The sequence below is a fragment of the Paenibacillus xanthanilyticus genome (genome assembly GCF_042682185.1).
GTDB classification, from domain to species: Bacteria; Bacillota; Bacilli; order Paenibacillales; family Paenibacillaceae; genus Paenibacillus_Z; species Paenibacillus_Z xanthanilyticus.
Genome location: NZ_JBHUHA010000001.1, coordinates 3843349 through 3857320 on the forward strand (window position 1 = coordinate 3843349; position 13972 = coordinate 3857320).

Sequence of the window (13972 nt, forward strand, 5' to 3'; positions counted from 1 at the left end):
CTTCGCTTAACCTCCTTGCACGAACAACCGCGTCCGCGCCTTCCGCCATACCCACAGAATCGGGACGATCAGCACGAGGAACCACACCGCCTGCAGCAGCAGCACGTGCCAGGCGTCCGCGCCGGTCGTCCGACCGGTGAAGACGGAGCTCGGCAAATACGTGATCGCCTGGAACGGCAGCCATTTCATGAGCACCTCCAGCCAGCCCGGGAACAGCGAGATCGGAATGACGACGCCGGTGAACAAGTCGACGAGCACCCGCTTCATCCGCAGCATCCCCTCGTTGTTCTCGACGAAGAACGCGAACAGCCCGGTCAGCATGTTGATCTGCGAGTTGATGAGGAAGCTGAACACCAGCATGACCAGATAAAGCACCCATACGCCCGGATCGGTCGGCAGACTGACCGGGAACAGCAGACACGCGAGCACCATGCCCGGCGCCATGAACAGCAGCAGACGGAAAATCCCTTCGCCGAAGCCTTGCATCATTTTGACCATCAAGTACGAATACGGCCGGATGAACTGGATCGCCACGCTGCCGTCGCGGATTTCGTTCGCGATCTCCCGGTCGAGGTTATTGAAATAGAACGCCCGCGCCATCCACGATACCGCGACGTACGTCGTCATCTGGGCCAGCGAGAACCCGCCGAGCTCGGTCTGGTTATTATAGATCGCCTGCCAGAGGAAATAATACGCCCCGATGTTCAGCGTATAGATAAGAATGCCGCTATAGTAATTGACCCGGTACGCCAGCATCATGATGAACCGGATGCGAATCAGGTCGATGTAGGCGCTAAGCATGGTTCACCGGCTCCTTCTCGCCCTCCGCCGCCTGATCGTCCGGCTTGCCGCCGTTCGAAGCGCCTTCGTCCGAAGCCTGCGCCAGCTTCTCGGTCGCCTCCTTCGACGCGGAGCCCGATTGGTAGATCTCGCGCACGATTTCGTCCGTGTTCGTCTCGACGATCTTAATATCGCGGATGTCCGAGCCTCCGCCGACGACGCGCGCCAGCGCATCCGACACGTTGACCGCGTGCGGCAGCCACATTTTGGCCGTCAGCTCGTTGTCGATCGACCAGACGATGCCGTCCAGATCGTTCGTCCGCTCGCGCAGCTTGGCCAGCTCCGGCTGGTTGCCGAATTGGAAGTGGATCTCCCGTCCTTTGCTCCAGCGCGCCTTCAGCTCGTCGAGCCCGCCGTCGTAGATGATCCGTCCGTCGTCGAGCATGATGACCCGCGAGCAGAGCGCTTCGATATCCTGCAGATCGTGGGTCGTCAGCAAAATAGTCGTGCCGTGCTCCTTGTTCATCTGCTTGAGGAAATCCCGAATCTCCGTCTTCACGACAATGTCGAGGCCGATCGTCGGCTCGTCGAGGAACAGAATCGACGGGTTGTGCAGCAGCGAAGCGACCAGCTCGCAGCGCATCCGCTGGCCAAGGCTCAGCTTGCGCACCGGGCGGTTCAGCAGCTCGGCCAGCTGCAGCCTTTCGACCAGTTCATCCAGCCGCTTGCGGTAATCGGCTTCCGACACGCGGTACACTTTGCGCAGCAGCTGGAACGACTCGATCACGCCGATGTCCCACCACAGCTGGCTGCGCTGTCCGAAGACGACGCCGATGCCGCGCACGAATTTCTCCCGCTCTTTATACGGAACGAAGCCGTTAACCTGAATGCGGCCCGACGTCGGCACCAGAATGCCGGTCAACATTTTAATCGTCGTCGACTTGCCTGCCCCGTTCTCGCCGATATAGCCGCAAATTTCGCCCTGCGGGATTTGGAACGAAATATCTTTGACCGCGCGAATCTGGTTATACTCCCGCTTGAACAAATCCTTGAGCGCCCCGCCGAGACCTTCGCGGTTGCGCTGCACGTTGAACTCCTTGCGTAAATCCTGAACGTCAATCGCAAGCATATGGACTTCATCCCTCTTTTCGCTTTCGACATTTCCTGGGAAATATCTACCGTTTTCGTTGTTAATATATAAAACTTGATTCCATCCGATAAGGCCATCTATAATTTTATGATATGTAATACTACAATAGTTTGGATAGAAGGTAAATGCAGCCGATATCATCCTATCATGATCTATAAGAAACGAATGGAGTGGGAGATACCCTTATGTCTCGCGTTGAAGCTATGAAAGAAAAGAAGGCGAAGGCCAAAAAGAAACGGCCTTGGAAATGGCCTCTTCTGACGATCGGCCTCTTGATTCTCGTGTTCGCCGGCTATATGGGCTACCAAGCTTTCGGCGCTTACCGCGGACTGGACAGCCTCAATAACGACAAGCCGCAAATTCCGATCGGCGACCATATCGAAGACGAAACGCTCAAGCCCGACGAATGGGAAGGCACCGAGCGCGTCAACATTCTGCTCATGGGCGGCGACAATCGCGGCTTGAAGGAGAACGACCAAGCGCGTTCCGACTCCATGCTCGTCGCCTCCATCGATCCGGTCACGAAGAAAGGCCATCTGTTCTCGGTGTTGCGCGACACCTACGTAGAGATCGAAGGCCATGGCGAAGGCCGCATCAATACGGCGCTCGCGCTCGGCGGACCGAACCTGGCGATGAAGACGATCGGCGATCTGCTCGGCCTTAATATTCAATATTATGTCTATACCGATTTCGAAGGATTCAAATCGCTTATCGACGCGATCGACGGCATCGACTTCTACGTTGAGAAGAACATGAACTACGTCGACAACGCGGACGGCAACCGGTACGATATCCACTTGAAGAAAGGCCAGCAGCATCTCGACGGCGACAAAGCGCTGCAGTACGTCCGCTTCCGCCACGACGCGATGAGCGACTTTACCCGTACCGAACGCCAGCGCAATCTGCTCTCGGCCGTAGCCGACAAGCTGAAATCCGGCTGGAGCCTGCTCAAGATGAAGGAGATCGTCGACAGCGTGTCGCCTTACATCAAGTCCAACCTCGGCGTATCCGACATGATCAAGCTCGGCCAGCTCGGCATCGGCATCTCGATGGAAGGCTCCGCTCAGGTGCCGCCGATGGACTTGATCGGCGACCGCAAAGTGAGCGGCGCTTCGGTTCTCTCCGTGCGCGACGAGGACGCCCTGCACCAGTTCATCCAAGATGAGCTGGCGAAGACGAAGACGCCGGCCGTCCCGACTGAGGGCGCGGACGGCGCCGCGGCGACGAGCGGCACGGAAGAGCCGGCCGCGACAGAGGACGCCGCGACCAACTAATCCATTGCGGATACGACACGACAATATTAACAGGTTAAGGGACGGTCCGCCAACGCGGGCCGTCTTCTTTCGTGCGTTAACGGGGTGCGCTTTCCGTTCGGCTTGCGAATGAGGTACACTGATAGATGCCGAAATGTCCCACGGCCACGCGCTTGTCTACCTTCCGTGAGGCGCGGACGTGCTTCCATACTTAACTGGCACGATCGGCGATTCGCCTCGTGATCCGCCCTCACCGTTATTCCGGGTAAGTCTGTACAGGTTAGCTCCGCATCCGGGCGAGGAGCCTCGCAGAGAATGAACTGCGCGCTCAGCTGCGCCAGCCCGAATTGATGGCTAGCTTGTCCCGGCCGGTACCCTACATATATCCAAGGAGGTCACCCAACCTATGACTACTTCACGACCACATTCCGAACAACTGTACGCCGAGGCGCTGCAGCATATCGTCGGCGGCGTTAACAGCCCGTCCCGCTCGTTCAAGGCGGTCGGCGGCGGCGCGCCCGTCTTCATGAAGCGCGCGCAAGGCGCTTACTTCTACGACGTCGACGATAACCGCTACATCGACTACCTGTGCGCGTACGGCCCGATCATTACCGGACATGCCCACCCGCACATCACGGCGGCCATTACGCGCGCGGCCGAGAACGGCGTGCTGTACGGCACGCCGACCGAGCTTGAAATTACGCTCGCCAAGAAGCTGAAGGCGGCAATCCCGTCGCTCGACAAAGTTCGCTTCGTCAACTCCGGCACGGAGGCGGTCATGACGACGATCCGCGTCGCCCGCGCCTACACGAAGCGCAACAAGATCATCAAGTTCGCCGGCTGCTACCACGGCCACTCCGATCTCGTGCTCGTCGCGGCGGGCTCCGGCCCTTCCACGCTCGGCATTCCGGACAGCGCCGGCATCCCGACGAGCATCGCGCACGAAGTCATCACCGTGCCGTTCAACGATCTAGAAGGCTTGAAGCAGGCGCTCGAGCGCTGGGGCGACGACGTCGCGGCCGTCATGGTCGAGCCGATCGTCGGCAACTTCGGCATGGTTATGCCGAAGCCGGGCTTCCTCGAAGGCCTGTGCGCCATGACCCGCGAAGCCGGCGCGCTCGTCATCTACGACGAGGTCATTACGGGCTTCCGCTTCCACTACGGCACATCTCAGACGTTCGACGCGTTCCCGGACCACGCCGCGATCGAGCCGGATCTGACCGCCCTCGGCAAAATCATCGGCGGCGGCCTGCCGATCGGGGCATACGGCGGACGCAGGGAAGTCATGGAGCAGGTGGCGCCGCTCGGACCGGCGTACCAGGCGGGCACGATGGCCGGGAACCCGGCTTCGATCTCCTCGGGCATCGCCTGTCTCGACGTGCTGGAGCAACCCGGCGTCTACGAACGAATGGACGCGCTTGCCGCTAAGCTGGCGAATGCGATCAAGGATTCGGCCGACCGCCACGGCGTACCGCTGACGGTCAATCGCATCCGCGGTTCGTTCTCGACGCACTTCTGCGCGCATCCGGTTACGAACTACGACGAAGCCCAGGATACGGACGGCGAAGCGTTCGCGCAATTCTTCCGGCTCATGCTGGAGCAGGGCATCTGCCTCGCGCCGTCCAAATACGAGGCATGGTTCTTGACGACCGCGCACACGGAAGCCGATATCGCGTTAACGATCGAAGCGGCCGACAACGCGCTGCGTCAGATGGCGCGTTAATCGCTGCCATCGCTTCGTTCGCACGGCGCCAATGCTGTCAGGTTAAGAGGGCTGCGCCCCGTTGACCCCACTTTTGGTGCTCCCTCCTCCCACCTCCTCCGCCGAGGAGGCCCCAAAGGGCTTTGCCCTCTGGACTCCCGTTTTCGTGCTGGCGAGTTGGATCGCGGTTGGCGGGGCGGTTAGTGGTTGGCACGCTTTTGTCCTCTCGGACAAAGCTTCAGTAGGTGTTGAAGTCCGTCCTAACACTAGCGCCTGTAAACTTTAGTCCTGAGTGGCTTTCCTTAACCAGACAGCATTGCCCCCTCCGCTGAGGGGAACCATAGGGCTTCGCCCTATGGACTCCCCTCTTCGTGCGGGCACGTTTGTTCGCTGGCGGCGGGTTGCTTCGAGCGGGGCACGCTTTTGTCCTCTCGGACAAAGCTTCAGTGGGTTTTCAAGGCAGACCTAAGACATAAGCCTGTCAACTGCAAGCCACAAGTGGCTTCATCCGACGTTATTCCTTAACTGACAGCATCTCCCACGGGGATGGGGGAGACTGTCCACCCTCCTAAGAGACGAAAGAGCGCCTGCACCGCCATTATGGGGTGCAGACGCTCTTTTTCTTTTAACCCGCCGCGTCCGCCTTGGCCAAGAGCCCGAGGAACTCCTCGTGAATGTGCCCGTTGGAAGCCACGACGTGGCGCACGCCCAGGTCGTACGCATTGCCCTTCGTATCCGTCACTTGTCCGCCGGATTCGGTCACCAGCAGTGAGCCGGCCGCCAAATCCCAGGCGTTCAGGCCGATTTCCCAGAACCCGCTCAGCCGGCCGGCCGCCACGTAAGCCATATGCAGCGCGGCCGAGCCACCGGAACGGATATTGCGCACTTCCGGCGCCAGCGCCGTAAGTCCGCGCATATTGAGCGGCAGCGCGAACGAAGGGTCGGCCGGGAAGCCGGTTGCGATTAAGCTCTGCTTCATCGTCTCTTCGTTGGCTACCGTCATCCGTTTGCCGTGCACGTACGCCCCTTTGCCCTTCTCAGCGACGAACAGCTCGTCGCGCATCGGATCGTAGACGACGCCGACGATCACTTCACCTTTGTGGGCGAGCGCAATGGACACCGAGAAGAACGGGAAGCCGTGCACGAAATTCGTCGTGCCGTCCACCGGATCGACGATCCATAAGTATTCGGCGTCCCTCACGCTCTGCAGCGCCTTCGCGGACGCTTCCGGCCCCGGCTCGACGCCCTCTTCGCCCAGGAACGAATGCTCCGGGAAATGCGTCTGAATGAGGCTGCGGATCATTCTCTCCGAGCCCTTGTCGACTTCCGTCACCAGATCCTGCGCGGAATATTTCAACGATAAGCTTGTATGATTACCGAGTTTCGTCTTGATCCATTCGCCCGCTTTCGCGGCGCAATTGATAGCCACGGCGGTAAAGCTTTTGCTTCCCACTGCGGGCTGCTGCTGCTGATCACTCACGGGCCTACACCACTTTCCTCAAGGTTCGGCGCTGCTCTCGCAGGCCTGATATGCTTGCAAAGCTTTTACTACTATACGCCCCCCATGGCGCAAAGTTTCGTCCTACCCGGCGGACAACCAGTCCCCCAATCACATCCATAACGGGGCACGATTACAGTTGGACGATTCTTTCGACGAGAAGCGCGATTGCCAGCATCGCTTCCCTTCGCCTCCTTCCTGTTACTTCTGATTTTACTCCAACCGCCTGCCGGTTCGCTACCCCGCGATACGCATGAAAAAAGACATTGCCGCCGCCGGACGTCATCGTCCGGCGATTCGCAATGTCCATCGGCGTCCTTCACACAATCTCGATCGTCGCGCCGTCGAGAATGCGAATGCCTTGGCCCGCCGCCGAGAGCCGCTTCATATCTTCCATGATGGCGATCACCGCGCCATCCTTGTTCTTCGCTTCGAGCATGCAGTCCAGCTGGTCGACCGAGCCTGCCACCTCCTGCAGGAAGCGCAGCACCGGCCCGGCATCGACGTTGTCCGCATGTCCGCGGGGATCGCGCTCGCTCTTGGGGCTCGACAGATGCAGCTTCGGCGCCAAACGTCCTTCGAAGCTGACGGGCGCGCCGCCGGTCTCCCCGGCGGCTGTACGACCCGCGTCTCCGCCGTCTCCGGCTCGGGATGCTCCCGCGGCGACCAGCTCGGGCTCTGGCTGCGACGTCCCGCCCTGCCAATCCCACGAGCGGAGTATGCGAGGCCACAGGTCGCCATACAAAGCCGCCTCGCTCTCGCCGCCGTCGTTAACGGCGTGATGATGCAGGTCGAGCACGACCGGCGTGCGCACCGCTTCACCCGCTTCCAGCGTCTCGCGAAGCGTGAACGTCTTGTCGTCGTTCTCAAGCGTGATCCGGTTGCGAAGACGGTCCGGCAGCGCGCCGAACTGCTCAATGAATCTCGCCTGCGATTTCGCCTTGTCGCCATAGGCGCCGCCAACGTGGATGTTGCATTTGGCCGACTCGTCGAGCCCCATCTCTTCCAGCATCCGCACATGGTACGCCATGTCTTCCTTCGACTTGGCCAGCACCTCGGGCCGCGGCGTGCTGAACACGCAGAAGTGGTCCGGATGGAACGAGACGCGCATTCCCTTCTCCTTCGCGAAGGCGCCGATCGCTTGGAACGACGGGCGCAGATCCGGCCAAGGCGACCAATCCGCGAATTCGTCATGCGTGACGAGCGGAATGAGCTTGGACGAGAAACGGTACATCTTGATATCGTGCGCCACGGCGTGCCGCATGACCTTCAGCGTGTTGTGCAAATTCTCTTCGGCGATCCGCGTAAGCTTGCGGAGGCCGGCCTCCCTATCGGCCAGTTTCGTGAAATTGGCGTACGTCATCGTCTTGGACGGCGACTTGTTCGGCAGCAGCGTGGTCATGGCGACGAAGCCGAAGCGGACGATCATGCGCCCTGTTCTCCGAAGAACATCTCGTAGGCGAGCGCCGTCTGCACGCGCGCTTCCTCCTCCGTCAGCTTGCGGACGAGCTCCATCTCCACTTGAGTGACTTCCTCGCCTTGAAAGTTAATCTCCGCGATGGAGGCCAGAATACGGACGATCGCGATCGCCTCGTTCTCCGGCGTGTAGGCGATGACTTTCTGCCCGGCCGGGAAGACGCGGAAGCCGCTTTTCATCATTTTGCCCTTGCCGTATTCGAGCAGCTCGTACAGCTCCTGTGCGGACTTGAATTTGCAGACCGAATTAAACTCCGTTTGGAATCCCATCGTCCAACCTCCATGTGATCGATTTTGCCATGCCGCCGTCCCTTCCTCCGCCAAGTTAAACCTGGCGAGGCCGGACGGCTTGTCCCGTTGATGCCGTTATGTACAAGGATGCCCCGAAGAGGGACGCATAATGAAACGGCGGCGGAGATTCCGCCGCCTGCATGGTGTACGTAGTATAAGTGCAAATGCCTTAATTGCCGCCGCCGTAATCGATGCGCTGCTTCTCCGCATGGCGGGCGATGGCGAGCTCGATCAACGTGTCGAGCAGCTCCTGGTAGGAGACGCCGGTTTCCTTCCACATCAGCGGGTACATGCTGTACGGCGTAAAGCCCGGCATCGTGTTCACCTCATTAATGAACAGCGCGCCGTCGTCCTTGCGCATGAAGAAGTCGACGCGGGACAACCCGGAGCCGTCGATCGCCTGGAACGCGCGGATCGCCATGTCGCGCACCGCCTGGGCGGTCTCGGCCGGAATGTTGGCCGGAATATGCATCTGCGACTTGCCGTCGATGTACTTCGCCTTGTAATCGTAGAATTCGTTGGAGGACGCGATCTCCCCCGGCACGGACGCCCGCGGCTCGTCGTTGCCGAGCACGCTGACCTCGATCTCGCGGGCGTCGACGAATTCCTCCACGATGACCTTGCGGTCGAAGCGGAACGCGTAATTGACGGCCTCAATCAGCTCTTCGCGGTTGCGCGCCTTCGAGATGCCGACGCTCGACCCGAGGTTGGCCGGCTTGATGAAGCATGGATAACCGAGCGCCACTTCGATCTCCATAATGAAGAATGCGCGGTCCTTCTCCCACTGGGTCCGGTTGAAATACCGGAACACGCATTGCGGCAGTCCTTCCTGCGCGAATACCTTCTTCATGAGAATCTTGTCCATGCCGACGGCCGAAGCCAGAACGCCGGCGCCCACATACGGAATATTAGCCATCTCGAACAGCCCTTGAATCGTGCCGTCTTCTCCGAACGTGCCGTGCAGCAGCGGGAAGACGACGTCCAGCGGCTTCGCGTCCGCGCCGTCCACCACCGCCGGAGCGCTGTCGAATACCGGCATGAGCGCTTCCGTGCCCGATGTGGAGTCTCCGCCCGCGAGGCGAAGGAGTTCAAGATCGGTCGGCGCCGCCAGCAGCGTCTGTCCGGAGCGCCATTCCCCGTTCTTCCCAATATAGAAAGGTTTGATTTCGTACTTGTCGTAGTTAAAGGCTTTCATGACCGCGAGCGCGGTTTGCAGCGAAACTTCATGTTCGCCCGAGCGTCCCCCGTAAACGAGTCCAACGCGCACTTTCTCCCCCATGTGCTAATCCTCCGGTTACGTATAATTTCCCTCTTTCACTGGCTCCATGCAGATCGGCTTATTCCAAGCGCATGCGCATTAAAACTCATCGGCTATATGAAAGAATCGGTACCGCGTCTGTTCTGTCCACGCGTAGGAATCCTTGTAGTCCCAATAGCGGTGCCGGCTTGGAACCGTGTTCGCGTTCACCAGCGGCATGCCGCTCGCGTCGAATGCCGTCACGATCGTCGAATGCTGGAACCGGCCGTCGCCGCTCCAGTCGTACATAATGACGTCGCCGAGCGCCAGCTCCGAAGCCGATTCGACGGCCATCGCCCGCAGGCCGACACGTCTAGGCGCCCCCAAATAGATCTGCAGCGCGTTCGACACCGCCCAGCTGTAGCTCCACGATTCGCGGCCTCCGACGCGGCCCTTGTACCACCAGCCGGAATCCCTTTTACCAGTATAGTTCATCGGCGCTTGGCCTGCAAAGAGGCACTGGGATACATAATTCGTGCAATTCACCTCGAAATTTTCGTACGCGGGATTCGCTTCGTTCCACCACCGGTCGGCATATTCCGCGGCGAGATCACGGCGGTATCGAATGCCGCGCGAGGGTTTGAAGCCCGATAAGACATCATAATTTATGAACGGTTTTGACCCCGTTGCAAATGCCGCTCCGTCGACGTCCTCTTCGAAGAACCCGTCCGCTTCGGTGCCGGACGGGCTGCGCAGCGCGTACCGGGGACGCCGCTCGGACAAGCTCGGCTCGATGCGCGTAATGCGGTATTCACCGCCGTCGCGGGAGAGCCAGATTCGTTCGCGTTCGGCGCGGTATTCGGCATAGGTCCGGCCCAGCTGCTCGACCGTGCGGGAGATGTGCAGCTTGAGCAGCACGACCACTTCCCGCCCGGAGGCCGATTCGCTGACCCGCTCGATCTCCACCTTCGTCTCGCTTTTGCCGGGAATCGCGCCCCGCAGCAGCTCCGCTTCCTTCAATCTGGCCAGCTTGGCGCCATAGCGGGCCATATGGTCGGGATCCTGGAGCAGCGTTTCGAAAGCCGGTGCGTAGCGGTCGATCTCGGCCTGATTATACAGCCGGACGTACTGGCGCAGCGCGCCCTTCCACCCTTCCGGCTCGATGGCCGCCGCGGCTGCGCGGCGGTCCGTCGAACCGATGGACGCTTGCGGCTTGGGTGATGCGGGGCGTTTGACCGTTCTTTTCGTTTTATTTCCTGCGCGCGGCATAACGTCAACCTCCCTGCGACCATTTTTTCTGGCGGGCAAAGTTGGTTCATTATATGAGCTTTCGGGCAAAATCATGAGGAATGGTTGCGGGGGCCCTCATTCTGTCTAGCAAACGGCGGAAATCGGCGGAAATCCAAGGAATCTTCTTTACGAAACGTACGGATTCGCGGTATACTAAGAGCAAGGAAATTTTGAAATCATGTTTCGCGCAGTGAAACTTACTGGATGAAATTGCTGTTGCCTTTCATAGGGTGCACGGCGGTTGTCCGGTTATTCGCGCGCATATCCCCATGCCGCCCATGCTTCCGCCGCCCTAGGGCGCGCGCTTCGGAAGTTGGCCATAGAAGCACTTACATTATTATATTTAGGAGGTCTCACCCAACCATGTCCCAACAAAACGAGTACTCCGTTCGTTCCACGCTGGAAGTTGGCGGCAAGTCGTACGCTTACTATCAGCTGCCCGAGCTTGAGAAGCAAGGTCTCGGCGACATCTCGAAGCTGCCTTTCTCCATTAAAGTCCTGCTCGAGGCTGCCGTTCGCCAGTTCGACGGCCGCGCGATCACGAAGGAACACGTCAAACAACTGGCAACTTGGGCCGATGGCCGCGAAGACAAGGAAATTCCGTTCATTCCTGCCCGCATCGTCCTGCAGGACTTCACCGGCGTACCGGTCGTCGTGGACTTGGCGGCTATGCGCGACACGGTGAAGAAATCGGGCGGCGACCCGAAACAAATCAACCCGCTCGTGCCGGTCGACCTCGTAATCGACCACTCGGTTATGGTTGACGCGTTCGGCAGCCCGGAAGCGCTCGAGTACAACATGAACGTCGAGTTCCAACGCAACGAAGAACGCTACCGTTTCCTGCGCTGGGCGCAAACGGCGTTCGACAACTTCCGCGCGGTTCCACCGGGCACGGGTATCGTTCACCAAGTTAACTTGGAGTACCTGGCTTCCGTAGCGGCAACGAAAACCATCGGCGGCGAGACGGTCGTATATCCGGACTCCCTCGTCGGTACGGACTCCCACACCACGATGATCAACGGTCTTGGCGTTGTAGGCTGGGGCGTAGGCGGCATCGAGGCGGAAGCCGGCATGCTCGGCCAACCGCTGTACTTCGTTATGCCGGAAGTTATCGGCTTCCGTCTGACGGGCAACCTGGCGGAAGGCGCGACGGCAACCGACCTGGCGCTGACGGTTACCCAAATCCTTCGTAAGAAGGGCGTTGTCGGCAAATTCGTCGAGTTCTTCGGCCCTGGTCTCGGAAGCATCGGCCTCGAAGACCGCGCGACGGTTGCCAACATGGCTCCGGAATACGGCGCAACGATCGGTTTCTTCCCGGTCGACGACGAAGCGCTTCGCTTCCTGCGCAACACGGGCCGCACCGAAGAGCAAATCGCGCTCGTTGAAGCGTACTATAAAGCACAAGGCATGTACCGTACGGACGAGACGCCGGATCCGGTCTTCACCGACGTGCTCGAGCTTGACCTGTCGACGGTCGTACCGTCCCTGGCCGGCCCTAAGCGTCCGCAAGACCGCGTCGAGCTGACGAGCATGAAAGATGCGTTCAACGACATCATCCGTACGCCGATCGACAAAGGCGGCTACGGCCTCTCCGACAACAAGATCGAAGAAGTCGTCGAAGTGAAGCACCCGAACGGCGCGCTGAGCAAAATGGGCACGGGCGCGGTCGTCATCGCGGCGATCACGTCTTGCACGAACACGTCCAACCCGAGCGTTATGCTGGGCGCGGGTCTCGTGGCGAAGAAAGCGGTCGAGCGCGGTCTGAAGAAACCGGCTTACGTGAAGAGCTCCCTGACGCCAGGCTCCCTGGTCGTTACGGATTACCTCGAGAAAGCCGGCCTGCTCGATTCGCTCGAAGCACTCGGCTTCCACGTTGCAGGCTACGGCTGCGCGACGTGCATCGGTAACTCCGGTCCATTGCCGGACGAAGTAAGCAAAGCGATTGCCGACAACGACATGACGGTCGCTGCCGTCCTGTCGGGTAACCGTAACTTCGAAGGCCGCGTTCATGCTCAGGTGAAGGCGAACTACCTCGCTTCCCCGCCGCTCGTCGTCGCTTACGCGCTGGCCGGCACCGTGAACATCGACCTGACCAAAGATCCGATCGGCTACGACGCGGACAACGTTCCGGTCTACCTGAAGGACATCTGGCCGACGAACAAAGAAATCGCGGACGCGATCGGCGTCGCGATGAGCCCGGATACATTCCGCGCGAAATACGCGAACGTATTCACGCAGAACGAGCGTTGGAACGCGATCGACGTGCCGCAAGGCGAAAGCTACGAGTGGGACGCGAAATCGACGTACATCCAGAACCCGCCGTTCTTCGAGAACCTGGGTCAAGGCATCAGCGACATGGCCGATATCAAAGGCGCAAGCGTGCTTGCCCTGCTCGGCGATTCCGTAACGACGGACCACATCTCGCCAGCTGGTAACATCAAAGGCGACAGCCCTGCAGGCGAATACCTGCAAGCGAACGGCGTAGCCAAAGTCGACTTCAACTCGTACGGTTCCCGTCGCGGTAACCACGAGGTCATGATGCGCGGTACGTTCGCGAACATCCGTATCCGCAACCAAGTGGCTCCGGGCACGGAAGGCGGCGTTACGACTTACCTGCCGACTGGCGAAGTGATGTCGATCTACGATGCATCGATGAAGTACCAAGCCGAAGGCCAGAACCTCGTCGTGCTCGCAGGCAAAGAATACGGTACAGGCAGCTCCCGCGACTGGGCGGCAAAAGGCACGTACCTGCTCGGCGTCAAAGCGGTTATCGCCGAGAGCTTCGAGCGGATTCACCGTTCCAACCTCGTGGGCATGGGCGTTCTGCCGCTCCAGTTCCAAGAGGGTAACGGCTGGAAGACGCTGAACATCACCGGCCGCGAGAAATTCGACATCGTCGGTCTGACGAACGATGTACAGCCAGGCCAAGCGGTTCAAGTCATCGCCACGCGCGAAGACGGCACGACGTTCGAATTCCCGGTACGCGTTCGCCTCGACTCTATGGTCGACGTCGACTACTACCGGAACGGCGGTATCCTCCAAACGGTACTTCGCCAAATGATCGCGAACAACAACGCGTAATAGCAATTAAGCATAGCAGTGATTAGCGGGATGAACCTTCATCCCGCTAATTTTTTATGCGCTTAAGTCGAAGGCGATTCAGGGAAACCGATTCGACTTGGCTCGCTCAAAAGCAAAGGCTCTCCTACGTCATGGATAGACGACGGGAGAGCCTTCTTTGCATAGGTAGCCAACAGACACCTAAGCAGTGGCCTCAGCGTCGGGCAAAGCCCTT

At 59.7% G+C, this 13972-nt stretch carries 10 protein-coding genes; 3 read left to right on the forward strand and 7 right to left on the reverse strand.

Going from position 1 to position 13972, the window contains the following annotated elements:
• Positions 1–6: 6 nt before the first annotated feature.
• Both ACFSKT_RS16525 and ACFSKT_RS16530 read right to left on the reverse strand, forming a co-directional pair.
• Complete coding sequence (locus ACFSKT_RS16525; RefSeq protein WP_377717180.1) at positions 7–801, reverse strand: ABC transporter permease; 795 nt, start codon at positions 799–801, stop codon at positions 7–9.
• Positions 794–1909 (reverse strand): ABC transporter ATP-binding protein, encoded by a 1116-nt coding sequence (locus ACFSKT_RS16530; protein WP_377717181.1) that lies wholly within the window; start codon positions 1907–1909, stop codon positions 794–796. Before ACFSKT_RS16530 ends, ACFSKT_RS16525 begins: the two co-directional genes overlap by 8 nt.
• Before the next feature lie 206 nt (positions 1910–2115).
• Between ACFSKT_RS16530 and ACFSKT_RS16535 the strand changes: the two genes are divergently transcribed.
• Complete coding sequence (locus ACFSKT_RS16535; protein WP_377717183.1) at positions 2116–3204, forward strand: LCP family protein; 1089 nt, start codon at positions 2116–2118, stop codon at positions 3202–3204.
• A 385-nt stretch (positions 3205–3589) separates the two neighbouring features.
• Positions 3590–4906 carry a glutamate-1-semialdehyde 2,1-aminomutase gene (locus ACFSKT_RS16540; protein ID WP_377717184.1) on the forward strand — a complete coding sequence of 439 codons (1317 nt, stop codon included), beginning with the start codon at positions 3590–3592 and terminating at the stop codon, positions 4904–4906.
• A 604-nt stretch (positions 4907–5510) separates the two neighbouring features.
• On the opposite strand, the gene ACFSKT_RS16545 is transcribed toward ACFSKT_RS16540, so the two are convergent.
• The 5 genes from ACFSKT_RS16545 to ACFSKT_RS16565 form a co-directional block, all read right to left on the reverse strand.
• Positions 5511–6365 carry an inositol monophosphatase family protein gene (locus ACFSKT_RS16545; RefSeq protein WP_377717185.1) on the reverse strand — a complete coding sequence of 285 codons (855 nt, stop codon included), beginning with the start codon at positions 6363–6365 and terminating at the stop codon, positions 5511–5513.
• 337 nt (positions 6366–6702) lie between these two features.
• Positions 6703–7812, reverse strand: coding sequence for a UV DNA damage repair endonuclease UvsE (gene uvsE / locus ACFSKT_RS16550; protein WP_377717186.1), 1110 nt, complete (start codon positions 7810–7812; stop codon positions 6703–6705).
• On the reverse strand, positions 7809–8129 hold the full coding sequence (locus ACFSKT_RS16555) for a hypothetical protein (RefSeq protein ID WP_148932164.1): 321 nt from the start codon (positions 8127–8129) through the stop codon (positions 7809–7811). Before ACFSKT_RS16555 ends, uvsE begins: the two co-directional genes overlap by 4 nt.
• 190 nt (positions 8130–8319) lie before the next feature.
• Positions 8320–9429 carry a D-alanine--D-alanine ligase gene (locus ACFSKT_RS16560; RefSeq protein ID WP_377717188.1) on the reverse strand — a complete coding sequence of 370 codons (1110 nt, stop codon included), beginning with the start codon at positions 9427–9429 and terminating at the stop codon, positions 8320–8322.
• Positions 9430–9507: 78 nt separating this feature from the next.
• Positions 9508–10656, reverse strand: a complete 1149-nt coding sequence (locus ACFSKT_RS16565; RefSeq protein ID WP_377717189.1) for an amidase domain-containing protein — start codon at positions 10654–10656, stop codon at positions 9508–9510.
• 384 nt (positions 10657–11040) lie between these two features.
• Here ACFSKT_RS16565 and acnA point away from each other — a divergent pair, with 384 nt between their 5' ends.
• Positions 11041–13758 carry an aconitate hydratase AcnA gene (acnA, locus tag ACFSKT_RS16570; protein WP_377717190.1) on the forward strand — a complete coding sequence of 906 codons (2718 nt, stop codon included), beginning with the start codon at positions 11041–11043 and terminating at the stop codon, positions 13756–13758.
• Positions 13759–13972 lie beyond the last annotated feature (214 nt).